The following is a 20,744-nucleotide window of genomic DNA, read 5'->3' on the forward strand; positions in this document are numbered from 1 at the left end:
CCGGAACCCTCGCCTACATGGAGACAAACGCTGGCATAAATGCCGCCAGCGTCTCCCTTATTTAATCCTAAACTACTCTTGAATGATTATCTTACACATTTATCACTTACTTCAAACGCTCGACAAGCTCATCGTACTTCGGACTCTTCAGGAAGTTGTCGATAGAGATGTGCTCTGCCTTCGGATTGCTGGCAATCGCACGTTCGGTCAGCGTTTTCTGAGTGACAACAATATCAGCGTCCGTCGGAATTTCACTGACTGCGGAGTTCACAACTGTAATGTTAACCCCTGCTGCCTGCAATTTCTTTCTTAGCACGGAGGCACCCATCGCACTGGAACCCATACCTGCATCACAAGCGAAGACGATCTTATTCACATCTTCTTTGCGGCGAACGTTTCCTGCATTAGCGGCATTTCCGTTTGCAGACGCTGTTACTGGAGCTGCTGCAGTTGGAGCTGCAATTGGAGCCGTAGTGTTTCCGGCAGCTTTCATGTCTCTCATTTTGGCTGCTGCTTCTTCAATATCAGTGTCTTCGTTGTTCTTCTTACTTGTCTTAAGAAGAACAGAAGCGATAAGGAAGGATACAACAGTTGCTACAATGACCCCGGCAAACATTGGCAGGTAACCGCCTTTAGGAGTCATGGCGATATAAGAAATGATACTACCTGGAGAAGTTGCACCAGTCAGACCCGCGCCGAGCAACTGGAATGTGAACGTACCCGTCACACCACCACCGATAACCGCCAGGATCAGACGAGGATTCATCAGAATGTACGGGAAGTAGATTTCATGAATACCACCCAGGAAATGAATGATAACTGCGCCTGGTGCGGAAGCCTTAGCGGAACCGCGTCCAACCAGCCAGTAGGCAAGCAGAACACCGAGGCCCGGACCTGGGTTGGATTCCAGCATATACAGAATGGATTTTCCAAGTCTCAAGGATTCTTCTGCAGCAATCGGTGTAAGAATACCATGGTTGATAGCGTTGTTCAGGAACAAGATTTTGGCTGGCTCGATAATAATGTTAACGAGTGGCAGCAGGTGATGATTCACCAAAAATTCTACACCTGAGGACAGTGCGTTCGTCAAGGCTTGAATGAGCGGCCCGATTCCTTTGAAGGACACGATTGCCAGAATACCACCGATAATACCAATCGAGAAGTTGTTGACCAGCATCTCAAAGCCTGCTCTGATCTTACCTTCCACAGCCTTGTCGAACTGCTTCAGTACCCAGGCTGACAAAGGTCCCACAACCATTGCTCCAAGGAACATCGGGATTGTTGCCCCTACGATGACACCCATAGTGACAATTGCGCCAATTACGCCACCGCGCTTGCCGTGAACCATCGTTCCGCCAGTGTAACCAATTAACAACGGCAGCAGATAAGTAATCATCGGGCCAACCAGGGTTGCCAGCTTCTCATTCGGCCACCAGCCGGTTGGAATGAATAAAGCCGTAATCAAGCCCCATGCAATGAATGCTCCGATATTCGGCATAACCATACCGCTAAGAGTACGGCCAAATTGTTGGACTTTCACCCGTGCACCACCGGATGAAGATTGTTTTGTTTCCGTGGCCATTGTAATAAGCCCCCTTAAAGTTATTCAAGCAGGATACCTTCACGTCTTCGGTGTAAAGGAAATCCCCTATGACCACATGGTAAATCAAAGCGCTTTCTTTGTCACCAAATTGAAAACACGGTTTCGGCATGAACATTGTTGACAACATTTAAGAGTTCCTGCCATTTGGCATCAAAGGTCCGAAAAGCCGCAGCACTACGCGAAAAATGCCGTCGCAACCTTCCAGATATTCACGGTTTCCCACTTGATCTTTCGGCTATTGACAGCACAAGATTGTCGTTAATTTCTCCAAGCACTGGGGAATTCATACACTCTGACAACAGAATGCCAACCTGAAGGAAGACTTACACAAACAAAAACCGGCCTGCAAATTTGCTACCCTGTATGGGCGGCAAATGCAAGCCGGTCGGAACTCCAATCCAGTCGTATTTGTTGATAATCAGACCATATCCAATGGCACTTTCCAGGAAGGCTGCGGGAACGCATAATCCAGCTTCAACAATTCATCATTATTGAGCTTAATCCTTACAGCTGCTGCATTCTCGATCACATGCTTCCGCGAAGACGCCTTAGGAATGGCCATGACCAGAGCCTCACGGATCGACCAAGCCAGCAGCACTTGAAGAGGTGTTGCCTGATGGTCGTCTGCAATCTCACGGACAACCTCGTTCTCTACCAGCCCCTTGCGTAGAGCCCCCGCCTGCGCCAGCGGCGAGTAGGCCATAAGCGGAATCTTATGTCCGCTCATCCAAGGCAGCAGATCATTCTCGATGCCCCTTGAACCGAGATGATACAGCACCTGGTTCACCATACAGCGGCTTCCCTTCGCAACGCGCTGGAGCTCCTGCATCTCCTCAAGATCCAGGTTGGATACACCCCATCTGGCAATCTTTCCGGCAGTCACCAATGCTTCCATGCCCTCCACCGTCTCCTCCAGCGGAATTTCTCCACGCCAATGAAGTAAGTAAAGGTCAAGGTGATCCGTGTTCAGCCGTTTCAGACTTTCTTCACAGCTCCGGGCAAGTCGTTCCTTACCGGCATTATGCGGATATACCTTCGAGACAAGAAAGACTTTATCGCGTATTCCTTTAATCGCCTCACTGATCATTTCCTCTGATCTGCCATCGCCATACATCTCGGCCGTGTCGATGAGATCCAGACCCAGCTCCACGCCAAGCCTCAGTGTGGCAATTTCTTCTTCCCTTGCGGAAGATATGTCACCCATATTCCAGGTTCCCTGACCAATTCTGGGCACCGATGCGCCATCCGGAAGCTGGATACGGTTCTTACGGTTGGCCTGCCCGATAGCTTCTAATTCTTCTTCACTGACCTGCCAGTTCATGTTTGAAGTCCCCTTAATAAGTGAGTTGTATATTTATTATACTTACCCCCTAGGAACGATCGAAACCTGGGGAACGTGTCTAAATTTATAATAATAAAAAAGAACGAGACTACGCTATCGCCTTAAGCCCTACCGCCGCACCGAGAATCATCACGATAAAAACAATCCGCTTCCAGTTTCTCGGCTCACCGTACAACAGCATGCCCAGAATGGCCCCGCCTGAAGCGCCGATTCCCGTCCAAACCGCATAGGCCGTACCCATCGGGAGGCTCTCCATCGCCAGCGCCAGAAAGATAAAACTCCCGCCAAAACCAAGCAGCAATAGACAGAAGGCCTGCCAGTTGCGGTCCTTGTTCAATTTGTTAATCATCGTTACACCGAACATTTCCAATATTCCGGCTACTACGAGAAATAACCACGCCATTTAAGCCACCTCCTTACTGGGTTCTTCCTTGGTAACGAGCTTCAGCCCCACCACACCCGCCAGCAAAATCAGCACGAGCACCAGCTTCAGCAGTTTGAACGGTTCTCCGAACCAGATCATCTCCGCCATAATCGTACCCGCTGTGCCCAGTCCGACGAATACAGAATAAACCGTACCTACAGGCAGCTTTTGACTGGCTGAGATCATCCCATAGAAGCTGACAACGATCGCAATGATCGTGACCAGCCACTCCCATGGAGCGGAGGCATGCTTCAGGCCGATAACCCAGATCACCTCAAAGCAGGCAGCGACCACAACCTTGGCCCAATCCAGATTCTTCTTCACCTGTTTCTCCCCCTTATTAGCTCTTAACCTTCTCATTGGTCACAATAAAATAAGCCCGGGAGGTATTCGTCGATAACAGACGATTCCTCCCGGGCTTTTATCCCTCCGTGTGAACACGAATCTCTTGATTCGTGCGTTTTCCCTCGGACCTGACCAGCTTGAATAAGCTGCGGAACCCTAGAAAACCAAACAATGATTAAGTTACATTACATGTTAGCAAATTGGGAGCTAGAACGCAAGCCCTTACCAATCATCTTGCACAGCACTTCCGAGTACAGATAAATATAGTACTGCATGGCCCTTTCTACACATTTCGGCTCCCACGCTTCAGGGAATGTGGTACAATTCTGAAGAAGACCTTGGAGTCCTTTTTAAAAGGAGCGATCGAATGGGCGTTGGGATTTTAGCAATTGGTGTGCTGGTGTTTATCATTATGCAAACCATTTTACGTGATAACAGCAAGAAAACCGGCAGAAAATCAACAAAATACAGCAATAATGATTCTGCAGGCTTCATAGCGGCTTCCGAGCCAAATTTATTTCAGGACTATACAAGACCACATGAGGAGGATCGTCCTGTTCATGATGACTCATCCTATCCGGGCGGTCATGAGTCGAATGCCGGGTACAACCATAGCAGCGTCGATTCCAGCGGAGCCAGTAACTCGGTGAGTGACTGCGGCGGAAGCGATTCAGGTGGCGGTGCTGATTGATGTTAGAGAAACCCTGCAGCCACAGGGATTATTGCATGCGTCCGACACAAATTGTGCCGGGCGTTTTTTTGTAAACTATTAAACATACAAATTTTTGATAAAAGTGAATATTATATTAATATATCCTATTATTTATATCAAATATTCTAATTTGCGTTATACTATTAACTGAGAGGGAAGAGTTAGTTCACACGTTAGAACATAACCTTCTCGCTCATTGAACCTTCCCCCTATTGGTTCAAGCATTTTAGGAAAAACAGCCCTGCGGGGTTCTGACCGGAATCAGATAACGCAGGGCTGTTTCTCTGTGACTATCAGACTGGCAACGCACATAGCTTAGTACTTCACCTCAGAAGATACGAGTCGATGCGCATCAACCAATTCTCCATCCGCGTTCTTACCCCATACCGAGATTTCAGTCTGCCCGGCAGTATCATCGCCGATGGTGAACAGAAATTCATACCCATCTAAATTAGCATAATTATTGTGGGTGATGACCTCATTGGGGCCTACTGGAAAAGCCTCAAGTACATATAAAGTTCTTGTTCCATTCAAATAATACCCTTCAAACTTCACTGTAGAAGTGTTCACCGGATCGTTGTTCACGATCTTGATTGTTATCGTTTGCGTTGGTCTTACTCCGTTGACGGGAGTATTCACAATCGGGCCGGTAGTTAAAATTGCCATCTCGTCTGCTCCTCCTCTCCTACACCTCAAAAGTTCTCCCTATCAATATTAGGAAGAATTTTGATATAGTGTATGCAAGATTCGGATGCATGGTTTGGATGCTTCGACCTTTTTTGTATTACAGCGCAAGGTTCATCGGTACTCAATCAACCAACAATCCTGATATTTCCCCTCGTGCAGTTCACTTTGCGGCAAGAGCTTCACTTTTCTAAACCCGCATTTTTCATAACACCGGATAGCCCTGGCGTTTCTTGTCTGTGGGTCCATAACCACCACATCTGCTTGTTTATCACCTGTTAAGTAATTAACCATAGATGTAACAAGCAGCGTTCCGATGCCTTTATTCCAATAATCGGCTTCTCCTATGAATTGATCCATACCATAGATGTTCTCATTCTCATCCGTGTAGCCATATTCCCTCTTTGATTCGTCATCTAGCGGATAGAATTGGATGTATCCTATCGCTTTAGCATCATATTCGATAATACACCTAACCTCATCGTCTTCCTGGGCGTAAAATACTGCATTCACCTTGTCCAGGTCATGAGGGTCGTCCCTTCCTGCATAAAATTCCAGAACCGCAGGGTCCGAAAGCCATTTCGATAACAAAACATTATCGTTTTGCTCTAGTTCACGTACCGCCAAGCTACCACTTTGAAAAAGCATGGTATCCCTCCGAGGTTAGACTTTTATGATAAAGCTCCAGTTGCCTACTTCCAGACCATATCTGCTAATAACAGATTCACCAAATTCCGAGAACCCGCGTTTTGTATAAAATATCCGATTGCTATCCGTATTGGTAATCAAGGTTAAGTCACCCCCTCCGTTTTTCGCGATGTAAGGGAGGATACAGTCCTCTATCATTTTGCTGCCCAAATGCTGGCTTTGATACTGTGGCGCTACAGCAAAGGACTCCAAGTACCAATAGGGCGTGTTTAAATCGGCAAATGCATGCTTGGCCTCATCCATTACTTCCAAGAGATTCCGAATCCGCGAGATCCCCGCACTCCACAATAACTTGAGGCCTCCAGAAAGTACGAAGTCCCAAAGTCCAATATCAGGCTTGTCACGATGCTTCAATAAAGCCGCAGCTACGATTTGCTCTCCATCAACCGCTACCAGACAGCAATGCTGACGATAATATGCTTTTGTATTTACAAGATGCAGCTGATAAAAGAAATCCTCATCACTCTTGTTGTTGCTTCCCATTACGCTGAAGAGTGGATATCCTTTAAAGGCTTCATCAAATAGTACCGCTATTTGTGTTAATTCATGCTCTTCTGCTAATCTATAACGAACCATCGTAAGCCCCCATTTCGTACAGCCGCATATTTATGAACACCTATCAACTAATAAACATCTGTAAACTATAATTTCCGATAATCACAATTTCAATCAACAAAGCCGTAAGTGAAAATAGAAGATTGAGCTTACCCCGCTTCACTCTCCCATCGGTTATACGTAAACAAGCTTCGATACGTCTCACTTCGTGCCCACAGTTCTTCATGACTACCTTCGTCCAGCATCAGCCCATCGTCGAGTAACACGATCCGATCCGCTTGCTTGACCGATGAGAAACGGTGGGCCACAATAACAACGGTCCGTTCGCCCGCCAATTGATCCAGGGTACGGTTAATCCCATTTTCCGATTCCTGATCCAGCTGTGAAGTGGCTTCATCCAGGACTACAATCCGGGCTTGCGATAACATCATCCGGGCCAAAGCGAGCCGCTGTTTCTGTCCTCCTGAGAGCTGAACTCCACGCTCACCGATCATCGTCTCATACTGCTGAGGCAGCTTAAGGATAAATTCATCCATCTGCGCTGCCGCACATGCTTCGGTTACCTCAAGGTCGGTAGCTGCAGGTCTGGCCAGGCGTACATTTTCCAGCACAGACATGTTGAAAACATTAGAATCCTGCATAACAACGCCGATCTCCCGGTGCAGATCAAGGTGCCGAATGGTTGAAATATCACGTTCATCCAGATCGATGCGCCCTGAATCCGGCTGATACATCCCCAACAGCAGCTTCATCAGCGTGCTTTTACCTGAGCCGCTTCGCCCAACGATAGCTACCTTCGTCCCTGCTTCAATACGGAAAGTGATCCCTTGCAGCGCCGATTTTGTGGCATTCCCATAACGAAAGCTCACATCCTCAAAGGAAATCGTTCCCGCTCCCGGCAGAAAGAATGGCTTCATGCTCAGTTCCGAACTCCTCGTATCTTCCTTTGTTTCCTCCAGCGTATTCTTTACCTTTTCAAGAGAAGGAAGATCATCCATGAACTGCATATCCAGATCCATAATTTTAGCAAGCTGTGTGAAGCACTGTTCGTAATACTTCATGAACACCAAGAGACTGCCTATCGTCATATCCCCATGAATGATAAGCAGACCGCCCACAAAGTACAGGTTCATGCGTGTAATAAAGAAATCCTTAATGGCTTGAAATGACCGATTACCGTACCAATACATATGGCGCTTGAAAAATAACCTGCTGAGCTCATGCCAATACTCGGTGAAGGCCAGCGAGCTTCTTTTCTCCATCCCATTCGTCTTGACTTCCTTCCAGGCGCGAATCGAATGCTGCAGCCATCCCTCGTATCGTCCAAACATCTCCCGGTAATTTTCCGCAGCTTCCTTCGCTCCTTTTCCCAGCCACTTGGTCATCCAGAAGGATAAAGGCACCATCAGCAGGCCAAACAATGTCAGCTTCCAGCTGAACCAAGCCATAAGAGCTGCACTCGATATCAGGAAGGCAATACTGTAACCATACTCAAGTAGATGGGACTTAAACAGGCGGTCTACAGCTTCAACATCTTGGTCGATCCGGTTCTTCAAGTCGCCTGAATTCTGTTGCTCGTAGTTCTCGAACGGCATTTGTACAAATCGGGCCCACACTTTCCTGCGGACAGCAAAGGTCAAGCGGTTGGACAGTTTATTCTGTGCGGCCAGCTGTCCGCCCGTCACTGCGCTCTCTACGATATACAGAAGTACGTATCCTATACAGATGTACAAGAGCAGCCCAAGCTCATGACCAATCATCACCCGATCCACTAAAAATTTGAATAACAGCGGAGAGGCTAGCCCCAGCAAAAGTAGCATCACACTCGCACCAATTAATCCGAGTATCAATAACCGGTGCTGTCTCCACTCCGGCTTGAATGATCGGAACCATTGCAAACGCATCGTCAGCGACCGCTTCATCCGTTTATGACCTCCCCGTATTCTGTGTACTGTTCTGCAAAAAGCTTACGGTAGGTACTGCTTCTCTGAAGCAGCTCCTCATGATGCCCATAAGCAACGATTCGTCCCTCATCCAGCACAGCCACCTGATCAGCTTCCCTAATCGTCGATAGACGGTGGGCGATGATAAGGATCGTCGTCTGAGGGCCCAGCTTGCGCCAGCTATCTCTGACCACCTGCTCCGTTTCCCCATCCAGTGCAGACGTAGCTTCGTCAAAGATAACCATTCTCGGCTTCTTCATAAACGTTCTAGCAAGTGCTATCCGTTGTTTTTGCCCTCCCGACATGGATATGCCCAGTCTTCCTCCTATCTTGGTATCCAGTCCATCCGGCAGTTCGAGAATGTAGTCATGGATCGCCGCTTGCTCACAGGCATGCCATAACATCTGATCACTCTGCTTCGCATTGCCCCAGAGCAAGTTGTCACGAATCGTGCCTTCGAACAAATATGGCTCTTGAAGCGCAACCACGATTGAAGAGCGGATAGAAGCTAACCGGCAATGCTGAATCGGCATTCCGTCAATCACAATTTCTCCTTCCTCCGGATCATATAGACGAAGAAGCAGCGAGATCAGCGTGCTTTTTCCACTCCCGCTTTTCCCTACAATCGCTACCGCCTGCCCGCCTTGAATACTCAGATTTAAATCGCGAAGGACTGGCGTTTCTTTCCGGTAACCGAACGAGACCTTCGAGAATTCTATACTGCCTTTCGTGATCAACAGGTTGGGGGAATTCACCGAGCGATCCTCTTCTTGATTGGCCAGAAGTCCCACTACGCGTTCAAGTGCTACTTTATTTTGCTGCAGTCTCGCGCCAGCCCCTGACATATTCTTGAGTAAACCGCTCGCTCTGGAAAAATATTCAATCATCGCCACGAACCCGCCTACCGTCAGCTGGCCTTTTACAATAAGGATACTTGCAGTTATGTATAGAATCAGATCAGACACCAGTGCAACCAGACTGACCGCCCGCTCGGAGAAAAAACCGATACTGCTGGTTTGATTCTTAAGCCGCATATAATCCGCAAGTTGATGGACAAATTGGCGGGTCGTGTAACGGTCAGCCCCCATCAAGCGAATATCACGCAGTCCGCCAAGCATCTCTACACACCAGCTCATCAGCTTCCCATATTGTTTGCGCTGCCGCTCCATCCGGGACTTGGTAGCCCGGTTAAACGCCAGCGTAGTAAACGCAACAGCAGGGATGACAATGATCATGAGCAGCCCCAGATATACATTCGCGTATAAGACAAAGGCTATGGCCGTCAACAACCTAAGCGCATTTGCTGTTAAATAAAAAATATTCCAATGAATAAGCTCCATGACCTCTTCCGCATCCCGGTTGAGGATCGTCATCAGGTCCCCTGTTCGACTATTATGAAAAAAGGTGGACTTGAGTGTAAGCAGCTTGTCATACAGCTTTTTGCGGATATCAAATGTGAATCGTGTGACCAGATAGGTCCACACACTGTTAAGTACCAAGTGAAGACCTTGCTCGCAGGCATAGATCAAACCATAACCTGCTACAATAAATAAGAAGAAAGACATGTTCCGATGATAGAAAACCTCATCAACCAGCAGACCAAATATGTAAGGATAGACCATGCCGACGACGGATGTGACGAGCACACACAGAAACAGATTGATTAAAGGCAGTCGATATCTGCGGATTATGGGCCACAACATGTGCAGCTGTGACCGCAGCGATTGCTGAGAATTATTCCTCATCACGCTCTCCTTTCTGGAAAAGCCGCTGCATAACTGTCTGTTTGCCAATTGGAATCTCCACGACATATGGCTTCTGCTTCCCTGAACCTTCCGCACTCGCTCGATCCCACTCCGCTGGTTCTACCTGAATACGCACAACCGTTCCTCGTTCCTCCTCATGGATACTGTCCACCTTAGCCGGGTAACGATTTCCGCTTTCTTCGGTGTACCACACAACTTCATCGTTACTCTGCAGTTCAGGGGTTCCTCTTTCTAACAAGACAGTCAAATAGGTAACCTCCGCGTGCGTACCTGCTTCAATCGTTCCCAGTGCCGAGCTGTACTGGCGAATCTCAATTCTCGTCATCAGCGCATACATTCCTGCCACCAGCAAGGCAATAATCACCAGCGCTGCTATTGGCGTCTGTATAAATGTGAAGCGATACCATTTCCAAAGCCGATCCCCCATAGGATGCACCCCGCCACTCTATGTAATATCCCAATAAATATAGCAGTATTTTCTAGGTTATGACAATAGATGAGAGGTGCTTTGCCGCCTCTCCTTTTTTTTGATTTAGGTTACTTGCGCTTGTCACCATAATAAAAACGACTGTTAGGCACACTATAGTTACATGTGCCAATCAGTCGTCGCGTCGTTTTAGACTTGTCTAAAGATATATAGATCACTCTGACAAATATAGCTTTGTTCTTTACAATTTTATAGAGAAGCGGTTCTAACCTCTCTAATCTTGTTCACGCTATAACTCTCCTCTGACCACATATGACAACTGACCGCATGCCCTTCCCTCACGTCCGCAAGCGTGGGCGCTTCCGAGAAGCATCTGTCGTGGGCGTGCATACAGCGCGTGCGAAACGCACAGCCCGATGGAATCGCAGAAGGGTCTGGCAGATCGCCCTCAAGTACGATTCGTTCCCGCTTCTGTGCTGTACGCTCTGCCGGAATGGAGGAGACCAGCGCCTGCGTATAAGGATGTAGGGGATGAGCGTACACCTCTTCCATCTCGCCAATCTCGACGATTTTGCCCAGATACATGACTGCCACTCTGTCACTCATATAATGGACGACATTCAGATCATGCGAGATGAACAGATACGTTAGCGACAGTTCCTGCTGAAGGTCTTTTAACAGATTGAGCACTTGGGCCTGGACAGAGACATCCAGCGCGGACACCGGTTCGTCGAGCACCAGAAATTCCGGGTTCAGCATAAGCGCTCGCGCAATACCGATCCGCTGACGCTGTCCACCACTTAATTCATGGGCATACCGGTTCCGATATGACTCATCCAGGCCGATGCTCTCCAGCATGTCGCTGACCTTGCTCCACCGTGCCGCAGCCTTGCCCAGGCGGTTCAACTTCAGCGGCTCCTCCAGCAACCGTCCAATCCTGAAGCGTGGATTTAAGGAAGTGAACGGATCCTGGAACACGTACTGAATCCGGCGTCGCAGATCCTGCTGCTTCCGGCGCACCGAACCGGAGATCTCCTCTCCCTTGTAGAAAAGACCACCGCTACTCGGCTCAAGCAGCCGGGCCGTTATCTGGCCTAGTGTCGACTTGCCGCAGCCACTCTCACCGACCAGCCCCAGCGTCTCTCCCTTCCGTATCGAAACAGAGACACCGTCAACGGCTCGCAGCACCTGTCCCTTCTGCGGCCACACCCGTTTCGTATAATACTTCTCCAGTTCCCTCAGCTCGATCAGCGGTATTTCGGTTGTCACCCTTCTTCACCCCCTCTTCCGCTACCAGAAAGCAGCTGGTTGTATGTCCGAATCCAACTGGCAACAGCTTAGGCCGCTCTGTTTGGCAACGTTCCATGGCATATTGGCAGCGGGGAGCGAAAGTACAGCCAACCGCGCGCTCGTGAAGACCCGGAACCGCACCCGGGATGGAGTGCAGCCTGTGGCCTTTATGAGAAGGCGACGGAATAGAATTCAGCAGCCCAATCGTATACGGATGGCGCGGCCGGTCAAATATATCCGCCACCGATCCTTCCTCCACGATCCGTCCCGCGTACATCACTGCAATCCGGTCACACATCTCAGCGATGAGACCTAGATCATGTGAGATCAGTACAATCGATGTCCCGTCCTGATCGCGGATCTGCCGCATAACCTCCAGAATTTGCGCCTGAATAGTCACGTCCAGCGCCGTTGTTGGTTCATCTGCAATCAACAGACCGGGATTGCAGGCGATCGCGATGGCGATCATCACCCGCTGCCGCATGCCGCCCGAGAGCTGATGCGGATATTCCTTCAGCAGCTTATCCGGCCGCGCCAGACCAACCTTACGGAATAGCTCAATAGCCTGTGCCTCAGCCTCCTGGCGGGAATAGCCCAGATGGAGGCGGAGTCCTTCTGTCACCTGATAGCCTATCGTCAAGCTGTTATTCAGAGAGCTCATCGGATCCTGAAAGACCATGGCTACTTCCCGGCCACGGATTTTCCGCAGTTCCTTTGGTTTCAAAAGATGTAAAGGCTGCGCCTCACCCTCCCGCTCTCCGTACCAAATCTCTCCGCCGCTGATTTCCATCGCCTTGGGCAGCAGTCCGAGCATTGAAAGTGACAACACGCTTTTGCCACAGCCCGATTCGCCGACAATCCCCAGTGTCTCTCCCCGAGATACCGACAGCGAGATTCCGTCCACTACAGTCAGCCGTTCCCGCCGCCGCCCTTTCAGTTCTATTCGTAGATTGCGGATATCCAGTATCTTCTGACGTTTCGTTTCCCTCTCAGCCACTTAGTCATCCCCCTCTGTTCACGTTGTCGCGCAAATCGCGGATACCATCCCCGAGCAGGTTGAAGCCAAGCACCGATAATGTGATCAGCAGCCCTGGTGCCAGCGCATACCAAGGTGCCTTGTTCAAATACCCTTGCGCTTCGTTCAGCATCCTGCCCCAGCTGGGATCAGGTGGCTGAACGCCAAGTCCCAGATAGCTGAGCGCCGCTTCCACCAAAATCGCCGTCGAGAAGCTCAGTGCCGCCGTTGTTATAATAGAAGAAATAATATTGGGCAGGATCTGAATAAAAATGACGTTGAAATGCCCTGCGCCTATTCCTCTCGCCGCCCGCACATAATCCGCTTCCCGGTGCTGCAGTACGCCGCTGCGAATCACCCGTGCGAAGGATGGGACGGATAACACACCTATAGCGATAATAGTCTGAAACATATTTGGCTTGAAGATAGACACTAGCAACAGCGCCAGCAGAATGCCGGGAAAGGCCAGCAATGCATCCGTAGCCCGCATCATCAACTCATCGACCCAGCCTCCCACATACCCAGCTAAGGTACCCACAATGAAACCACAAGTAAGACCAATCGCCACGGATATAGAGCCGACCAGAAAGGCTGTCTGTGCCCCGACCATAATGCGGCTAAGCACATCTCGCCCGAAGTTATCCGTTCCTAGCCAATGCGCTGAGCCCGGTGCCTGCAAGCGTTCGGTTATACTCATGACATTCTCCCCATAAGGGGTATAGAAGAGGCTGATTATCATAATGACAAGCAGCAGCCCTACGAACAGACTGCCGAGCACCAGACTGAAGCTTTTATTTATCCTCATCCTTAAGAGCCCTCTACTTTAGACGAATTTTCGGGTCCAACCAGCGGTAAGACAGATCGACAATAAAATTAATGATAATGACAGAGACAGCGATTAGCAGCACCAGACCCTGCACCAGCGGATAATCACGATTACCGATGGCGGTAATCAATAGACTGCCGAAGCCCGGCAGTGTGAAGACCTGTTCAATGACCAGGCTGCCGGCCAGCAGCTCACCAAAATTAATTCCGACAATAGTGATAACCGGCAACAACGCATTTTTGAGCACATGAATATATTGAATCGACCGTTCAGACAACCCTTTGCTTCTGGCAGTACGCACATAATCCAGATTTAGCTGCTCCAGCATCGTGGTGCGCAAATACCGGACGATCACCGCGATCTGTGGAATCGCCAGCGCAACCGCGGGCAATACAATCGACTTTAGTGCCAGAATTGGACTTTCTGACCACGGCACATAGCTACTGACCGAGAACCACCTCAGCGTCAGCCCGAACACAAGGATCAGGATAATCCCCATCCAGAAAGAAGGAATGGCTAATCCGAATTGTGTGCCAATCGAGATGAGGGCATCCCATTTCTTGCCGTGCGATTTGGCAGCTAAAATACCAAGCGGCACCGCCGTGCACACGGAAATCACTAGCGCAAGCAGCGCCAGTGATAACGTGACCGGAACACGGCTGGCGATCAGCTTCAGCACTGGCTCCGAGAATCGTAGCGATTCTCCAAAATCCAGCAAAGCCGCGTTGCCAAGCCAATGACCGAATTGGACCAAGAGGGGACGGTCGGTGCCGAGCTTCGCTTCAAGCAGGGCAATCTGCTCATTCGACGCCTCCGTTCCCAGAATGGCCAACGCCGGATTACCAGGGATGATGCGAAAGGCAGTGAACGTCAACACTACGACGAACAATACCGTCAAGAAGAGCGTGACTAACCGGCGTGCGTAATAGTTCATGCCTTGAATCCTCCCGCAGGTTACTCCGTAAAGTGCACGGTCGACAGATCCTGTACATAGATCGGATACTGCTTGTATCCGGTAAGCTTTTTGCTGATAGCTACGTTCAGATTAGGGTCCATAATATACACAGCCGCGGCATCATCAGCCAGAATGGTCTGTGCTTTTTTATACAACTCTACCCGCTTGGCATCATCCACTTCCTTGACAGCAGCTTTCAGAGTTTCATCAAACTCCGGATTTTTATAGTTGAAAAAGTTGTTCGGTGAATCCGACAAATACTTGTTCAGAATGGAGTAAGGGTCCAGCTTGCCATCCAGCCCGATAATCGTCAGATCATAATCGCGCCCTTTATAAATCCGTTCCAGCCAGACTGCCCATTCCACAGGTTCGATCTTGACTTTAATGCCAATTTGCGCAAGCTGCTGAGCGAAGACCTGTGCCGTGTCAACATGGAATTGATAGTTGGACGGCACCGACAAGGTAGTTTCAAAACCATTCGGATAACCAGCCTCGGCGAGCAGACTCTTGGCTTTTTCAATATCCGTGGCGTATTTATCCTCCAGACCTTCCTGATAATACTTGGCGAGTACAGGGCTTAGATTGGAACCTAGCTTGGTTCCCTTACCCAGTGCAACCCCGGCAATAATCTCGTCTTTGTTGACGGCATAGTTGATCGCCTGACGCACCTTGATATCATTGAATGGTTTCTTGGCAATGTTAAAGGTCACGAGCTGCACCAGATTTTGCGGAGCGCTGACGGCATTGAACTTATCAGCCACTTCTTCAAGCCGCTCTGTTCCGATCCGCGGATAAATATCCGCCTCTTCTGACTTCAGAGCCAGCAGCGCAGCCTCGCTGTCGGTAATAATCCGGAATTCCACCTGATCCAGCGAAGGGATATCCTTCACGTAATAATCGGAATTCTTTTCAACGACAAGTCGTTGTCCGGGCAGATACTCCTTAAACTTGAACGGACCTGTGCCGATAGGCGTTTTGTTGCTGTCCTCATAGCCGTCCGGAATGATCGCTCCGCTCGCCGCTGTCAAGGAGGTCAGAAACGAAGAGTTATTCTCCTTCAGCTTGAAAACAACCGTTGAAGCATCTGGCGCCTCAATCGAGGCTACACTTTCGTACGCTGTGGACAATGGCTTGCCTGTGGCGGTACCTGCCAGTCGGTCATAAGAATACTTCACATCTGCAGAGGTCACGGTTTTGCCGTTATGGAACTTTACGCCGCTGCGGATTTTGAAGGTATAGGTCAAACCATCCGGGGATACCTCATAGGATTCAGCAACTGCCGGATACAGCTCGCCTTTATCATTCGGTTTCAGAAGACCTTCAAACACGTTGAACAGCACTTCGGCCGTTCCAGCCGCTACCGCCAGATGAGGGTCCAGATAATCCAGATCCTGCGGGATAATGACGACGACCTTGCCTCCGCTTTTCGGTTCAGCACTCGGTGCTTCTGTACTTTCAGGGGCTTGCGTTGCTTCTGTACTACTGGTGGGCTGTGACTGTGAAGCGTTCGTTTTCGCTGTATCTTTGCCGCAAGCAGATAACACCAGCACCATGAGTACAGCCGTAATCAACGAGAGGACATATAAGGATTTCTTTGTGTTCGTTAGCTTTTTGTTCGTCATCTTCTTTCCCACCTTTATCTTAGTAATGTGCAATCGTTAATCCCTTACGATAATGTAGATTCACTAGCCCCTTAATATCTTCTACGATGATGCGCCAAGCAGTTGCGGAAGTTCCTTAATGGATGAAAGCGTCGGCACTGACCCAATCTCCTCAATCCCAAGCTTACCAAACCGGTTGATAAGACAGCTCTCCATTCCCACGCGCTGGCTGCCAATGACATCGTCATAATAGTTGTCGCCCACATACAGACTCTGCCCGGCACTTACTCCCGCCAACTTCAGCGCTTTCTGAAAAATGACCTCATCCGGCTTCACCGCGCCCACCTCCGAGGAAATGATAATCTGATCAAAGAAGGGCAGCAGCCCGTTCTCCTCCAGCACCGACCTCGCCGTAAGATCCCAGTTGCTGATCAGGCCAATCCCGTAGGATTGCTCTTTAAGGGTCCCCAGCACTTCCAGTGTCTCCGGGAACGCCCTCCAGCCGCTCTTCTGCTGGGCCTCAATTTCCCGCAGCCGCCTACATTGACGGACCAGATCGAAATGTACGTTCAGAGAGTAATTCAATATACCGATGTACCACGGATAGAAGGTATCCGTATCCTTGCCTAACGCCCCTTTATATTGACGCATGAACAGCTTGTCGGTCTGATGATAGGCTTTTTCAATGGCCTGCAGAGACCTCTCAATGCCTTGTTCGAGCAGAAATTCACGGTACGCCGCCTCCCTTTCCAAATAAACCAGAGTGTATCCAAGATCGAACCAGATATAAGCTACTGTCATCCCCTGCACCTCTTTTGTTCTTCATTCTCCGATGATAGGCAACTTGAGCCTTGATGGATAATTGTTATCGTGAAAAAGTGTCTGTGTCGCTGTAACGAAGTCCCCTTCTGTCACCTCTCCGGGATTCAGCAACCGGTTCGGATTCCGGTCAAAGGTAGGGAACAGCGAACTGGTCACGTCCAGCCTGATCGCATGACCCGGCAAAAATACGATCGCCGTTGGCCCAAGCGAGAGATGAAGCTCCATCACTTCACCCGGCACAATCGGATCGCGCCGCTCCAGCCCGTTCCGGTAGCTAACCCTCAGAATTCCTTCTGCAACGTTGAATGCCCGGCCATCCGGGTAAACATCAACCAGCTTGGCGACAATATCGGTATCCTCAGCACTGGAGGAAACAAAGAGCACGGCGACAATCTCTCCGATGACGGTCAATTCCCGGGTCAGCGGCTCTGAGGTATAAACAAGCACATCGTTCCTCAATTCCACAGGGATTTGATTCTTCGGCCCCATCGGCGTAAGATCCGGTACGGCACCTGACCTCCCGCCAAGCGCAGGCACCGGAATGGAAGGATGGTAGACATACACATCCGGGTATTCATCCGTTGGATATACGGTATCCAGCCGCCCATCTCCATTAATGGAGTTGGCTTTATGCGTGTTATGTAGGTAGTAATCCGTGATTCGTGCCCCAGGCAACGGCCACTCTTCCGCCTGCCGCCAGCTGTTGCTTCCCATTAGGAAGAACTGGATGGGGGCTTGGGATAGCTCGGGTGCTACGTGCGACTTATGCTCTTCAAAAGATTCATGCGCGTTGGTTGTTACATGCAACTTAATCGCTTTAGATCTCCCATGCACCGCGTATGCTTCAGATGCCGCGAGTACTTCGGCTGTTTCACGCTCCTGCGGCACCTTCCCCTTCAGCCATCTGTCGAACCACTGTAGTTGCAACGCATCAACCCGGTTAGCCGCTTCCGGGCCAAAGTCCAAATCACCTACATATCTGGACCATGGCATATGAAACCACGGCTCAATGTATAACTGCTGGTTCTCTCTGGCCACCTGAGTGGCTCCATGCTGCCGGACACCATTATAGTTCTCAATCGTTCCGTCGATGAACAGGTCGTACCAGCCGCCGATATGCAGAGCAGGCACCGCAATCTTCTGATACTGCTCCTTTAGTGACGAGGGAAGCCAGTATTCCTCTCTTTCCGGATGCTCCAGCCATTCTTTATAAAAGGGAACCAGCGCCTCCAGCGGCCCCGGCAGATTCTTCAGCGGTAGCTTGCCATATAACGAATGGATTCCCGCATACAGTCCGGGGATATCACCCGCCCAATCACTCCGCCCCCGGTCCAGCGCTGTATCCTGAGCCACGAACAGCGCCCAAGACAGCAGGCTTGCCAGTGCAAAAGCGCCGTTGCGATACGTCTTCCCCTGATAGGTATCCGAGCCGATCATTCCCGGAGCAATACATATCAGTGCAGGCGGCCGGGCCAATGCGGCTTGCCATTGCACTGCCCCGCAGTAGGAGAACCCGTACATGCCAACCTTGGGCAGGGCGCCGGAAAGCGCAGATGCCCATTGAACCGTGTCGTACCCATCCTCCTCTTCATGGCTATTAGGATGAAACTCACCTTCCGAAGCCCACCGCCCTCTGACATCCTGTACCACAACAATATATCCCTGCCGCGCATACCAGGACGGATGGGCATAATTCATCGTTTGGGCATCTTCCTTGTTATATGCCGTTCTGAGCAACAGTACCGGATAAAGACCTTCGGATTCCGGGCGGTATACATCCGCATACAACAGGGTTCCATCCCTCATCGGTACTGGCACATTTCGTTCTACGACTGCCGCGCCTATCCTTGCCACATCCTCACCTCATCTCATAAAAAAAGATGCAGCTCTAAATGGTTGATTTAGAAGCGGCATCTCCAGTTGACTGGTCGCGCATTTATTTCCTAGTAATTCAATCGGTTATATTGAGGTCATAGTATCGCAAATTTTAACGATCGTCAACAACCTATTTTTTTGCTAATAATTTGAAAATTTAATAGTTGACAAACCTAGTTCATCTATTTAAAATCTTCTGCATAATACCTATTAATCAAACCTACATACTTATTCATTACATGAGTTTCGACCAGTCAACTGGAGACCCTCATTTAGGAGGAATGCCCCAAATGACACGCAAAAGAGAAATTAAATTATCCGCCTATCTCGTCGGAACAGGTATGCACGCTTCATCGTGGAGACTGGAGTCTGCACATCCCGGTGCCAGCATAGATATTGATTATTACCGTGAGCTTGTACGAACCGCTGAACGCGGGAAGTTCGATGTGGCTTTTCTCGCAGACAGTCTGGCGATTAATGAACAATCCCACCCCAATATCCTCAACCGCTTCGAGCCTATTACGCTAATTGCCGCGCTGGCAGGCTCTTCTTCAAAGATTGGTTTGGTAGCCACCGCTTCCACTTCTTACATTGAACCCTTCAATTTGGCTCGTTTATTCCTGTCCGTGGATCAGATCAGTAAAGGGAGAGCAGGCTGGAATATCGTCACCACCCGGGACTTGTCCGGGAATACAGCCCGGAACTTCGGAGCAGAGTCTCACTTCGAGATCAACCATCGCTACAAAAGAGCCGAAGAGTTCGTAGATGTCGTGCGCGGCCTGTGGGATTCTTGGGAGGACGATGCTTTTCTGTATGATAAAAAGTCTGGACAGTTCTTCGATCAAGATAAGCTGCACCGGCTCCATCATAAAGAGGAGTTTTTTGCCGTGGAAGGACCACTAAATATTGCGCGTTCACCACAAGGTCATCCCGTACTGGTTCAAGCAGGTAATTCGGAGGCTGGACGGAAGTTCTCAGCACGAGTCGGAGAAGTTGTTTTCGCCATTAAATATAATTTTGAGGATGCCAAAGCGTATTATCAGGAGTTTAAGCAAGAGGTAGCCTCTTATGGCCGGAATCCGGACGACGTCTTTATTCTGCAAGGAATCTCTCCAGTCATAGCTGCCACGGAAGAAGAAGCCTATGCCAAGCTGAAACGCTTGGAAGATTTGCTACCGGATAGCGATATTCTTGGTTTCCTGGCCGATTATTTTAAGGAGATTGATTTCAGCGGATTTACGACACAGACCACCGCCGCGCAGGCAGGACTGATCCACTTGGAGGCCCGGAATCCTGACTATGTCAAGCACCAGCCTGTCATTGCCCGGGAGAATCCTACACTCAGAGAAGTCTATTCCCTCATTATCGGCTCCTTCAGCCAGGACCATCTGGTAGGCACACCGGAGAAGATTGCGGATACTCTGGAAAAATGGTTCGTAGAAGGCGCAGCCGACGGTTTTATGCTAATGGCCCCTTCACTGCCAGACGGACTTGAGGAATTCGTGGATCAGGTCGTGCCGATTCTGCAGCAGCGCGGGTTGTTTCGGAAGGAATATGAAGGCAGCACTTTGAGGGAACATCTGGGGCTGGAAGTCACGTCGAATCGTTATGCAGCTAAGGAACCGGCTTCTCTGTAGTGAGGAACATAGCAACAAAGTAGCCGGCAGCCGAAAAAAACTAAAGCAGCGACTCTCTAAAATACTGGAGAATGGCTGCTTTTTGCATGCATAAGTTTTAAGTGCAAGAGATCGATATCACTTTTTAAATAAATCGCATCGGTAGTAGCCATGTATGTCATCAGCTTGTATGTTCACAAAATAATAAAACGGCCTTATCGCAAGTAAATGCGAA

At 49.5% G+C, this 20,744-nt stretch carries 19 protein-coding genes and 1 riboswitch; of the genes, 2 read left to right on the forward strand and 17 right to left on the reverse strand.

Features of this window, described 5'->3' with window-relative positions:
- Positions 1-106 precede the first annotated feature (106 nt).
- The 4 genes from ACFRAM_RS07270 to ACFRAM_RS07285 form a co-directional block, all read right to left on the reverse strand.
- Entirely contained in the window at positions 107-1,582 is a 1,476-nt protein-coding gene (locus ACFRAM_RS07270) for a PTS mannitol transporter subunit IIBC (protein WP_379465227.1), read from the reverse strand.
- 439 nt (positions 1,583-2,021) lie between these two features.
- The gene (locus ACFRAM_RS07275) at positions 2,022-2,924 is read right to left on the reverse strand and encodes an aldo/keto reductase (protein ID WP_379465228.1); all 903 of its coding nucleotides are present in this window, start codon (positions 2,922-2,924) and stop codon (positions 2,022-2,024) included.
- 109 nt (positions 2,925-3,033) lie between these two features.
- Positions 3,034-3,348 carry a DMT family transporter gene (locus ACFRAM_RS07280; RefSeq protein WP_175371129.1) on the reverse strand — a complete coding sequence of 105 codons (315 nt, stop codon included), beginning with the start codon at positions 3,346-3,348 and terminating at the stop codon, positions 3,034-3,036.
- A complete protein-coding gene (locus ACFRAM_RS07285) occupies positions 3,349-3,693 on the reverse strand; it encodes a DMT family transporter (protein ID WP_379465229.1) in 345 nt (114 codons plus the stop codon).
- Between the two features lie 84 nt (positions 3,694-3,777).
- A riboswitch (guanidine-I (ykkC/yxkD leader) is annotated at positions 3,778-3,885 on the reverse strand.
- Positions 3,886-4,081: 196 nt separating this feature from the next.
- On the opposite strand from ACFRAM_RS07285, the gene ACFRAM_RS07290 reads away from it, so the two are divergent.
- On the forward strand, positions 4,082-4,405 hold the full coding sequence (locus ACFRAM_RS07290; protein ID WP_379465231.1) for a hypothetical protein: 324 nt from the start codon (positions 4,082-4,084) through the stop codon (positions 4,403-4,405).
- A 336-nt stretch (positions 4,406-4,741) separates the two neighbouring features.
- On the opposite strand, the gene ACFRAM_RS07295 is transcribed toward ACFRAM_RS07290, so the two are convergent.
- The 13 genes from ACFRAM_RS07295 to ACFRAM_RS07355 form a co-directional block, all read right to left on the reverse strand.
- Positions 4,742-5,092 carry a hypothetical protein gene (locus tag ACFRAM_RS07295; protein ID WP_379465232.1) on the reverse strand — a complete coding sequence of 117 codons (351 nt, stop codon included), beginning with the start codon at positions 5,090-5,092 and terminating at the stop codon, positions 4,742-4,744.
- Between the two features lie 132 nt (positions 5,093-5,224).
- Complete coding sequence (locus ACFRAM_RS07300) at positions 5,225-5,758, reverse strand: GNAT family N-acetyltransferase (protein WP_379465234.1); 534 nt, start codon at positions 5,756-5,758, stop codon at positions 5,225-5,227.
- 15 nt (positions 5,759-5,773) lie between these two features.
- A complete protein-coding gene (locus ACFRAM_RS07305) occupies positions 5,774-6,394 on the reverse strand; it encodes a GNAT family N-acetyltransferase (RefSeq protein WP_379465236.1) in 621 nt (206 codons plus the stop codon).
- A 128-nt stretch (positions 6,395-6,522) separates the two neighbouring features.
- Positions 6,523-8,295 (reverse strand): ABC transporter ATP-binding protein, encoded by a 1,773-nt coding sequence (locus tag ACFRAM_RS07310; RefSeq protein ID WP_379465238.1) that lies wholly within the window; start codon positions 8,293-8,295, stop codon positions 6,523-6,525.
- The gene (locus ACFRAM_RS07315; protein ID WP_379465239.1) at positions 8,292-10,061 is read right to left on the reverse strand and encodes an ABC transporter ATP-binding protein; all 1,770 of its coding nucleotides are present in this window, start codon (positions 10,059-10,061) and stop codon (positions 8,292-8,294) included. Before ACFRAM_RS07315 ends, ACFRAM_RS07310 begins: the two co-directional genes overlap by 4 nt.
- Positions 10,051-10,509, reverse strand: a complete 459-nt coding sequence (locus ACFRAM_RS07320) for a hypothetical protein (RefSeq protein ID WP_175371136.1) — start codon at positions 10,507-10,509, stop codon at positions 10,051-10,053. Before ACFRAM_RS07320 ends, ACFRAM_RS07315 begins: the two co-directional genes overlap by 11 nt.
- 249 nt (positions 10,510-10,758) lie before the next feature.
- The gene (locus ACFRAM_RS07325; RefSeq protein ID WP_379465241.1) at positions 10,759-11,778 is read right to left on the reverse strand and encodes an ABC transporter ATP-binding protein; all 1,020 of its coding nucleotides are present in this window, start codon (positions 11,776-11,778) and stop codon (positions 10,759-10,761) included.
- A complete protein-coding gene (locus tag ACFRAM_RS07330; RefSeq protein WP_379465243.1) occupies positions 11,681-12,796 on the reverse strand; it encodes an ABC transporter ATP-binding protein in 1,116 nt (371 codons plus the stop codon). The genes ACFRAM_RS07325 and ACFRAM_RS07330 overlap by 98 nt, the downstream gene beginning before the upstream one ends.
- A 4-nt stretch (positions 12,797-12,800) precedes the next feature.
- The gene (locus ACFRAM_RS07335; protein WP_379465245.1) at positions 12,801-13,619 is read right to left on the reverse strand and encodes an ABC transporter permease; all 819 of its coding nucleotides are present in this window, start codon (positions 13,617-13,619) and stop codon (positions 12,801-12,803) included.
- A 13-nt stretch (positions 13,620-13,632) separates the two neighbouring features.
- Positions 13,633-14,574, reverse strand: a complete 942-nt coding sequence (locus tag ACFRAM_RS07340; protein ID WP_379465247.1) for an ABC transporter permease — start codon at positions 14,572-14,574, stop codon at positions 13,633-13,635.
- 20 nt (positions 14,575-14,594) lie between these two features.
- Positions 14,595-16,217 carry an ABC transporter substrate-binding protein gene (locus ACFRAM_RS07345; protein WP_379465248.1) on the reverse strand — a complete coding sequence of 541 codons (1,623 nt, stop codon included), beginning with the start codon at positions 16,215-16,217 and terminating at the stop codon, positions 14,595-14,597.
- An 81-nt stretch (positions 16,218-16,298) separates the two neighbouring features.
- Positions 16,299-16,997, reverse strand: coding sequence for an HAD family hydrolase (locus ACFRAM_RS07350; RefSeq protein ID WP_379465249.1), 699 nt, complete (start codon positions 16,995-16,997; stop codon positions 16,299-16,301).
- Positions 16,998-17,018: 21 nt separating this feature from the next.
- Entirely contained in the window at positions 17,019-18,872 is a 1,854-nt protein-coding gene (locus tag ACFRAM_RS07355; protein ID WP_379465251.1) for a CocE/NonD family hydrolase, read from the reverse strand.
- Positions 18,873-19,183: 311 nt separating this feature from the next.
- Here ACFRAM_RS07355 and ACFRAM_RS07360 point away from each other — a divergent pair, with 311 nt between their 5' ends.
- Entirely contained in the window at positions 19,184-20,530 is a 1,347-nt protein-coding gene (locus ACFRAM_RS07360) for an LLM class flavin-dependent oxidoreductase (protein WP_379465253.1), read from the forward strand.
- The last annotated feature ends 214 nt before the right edge of the window (positions 20,531-20,744 follow it).

Source organism: Paenibacillus sp. NPDC056722 (assembly GCF_042790635.1).
Classification (GTDB): domain Bacteria; phylum Bacillota; class Bacilli; order Paenibacillales; family Paenibacillaceae; genus Paenibacillus_AQ; species Paenibacillus_AQ agri.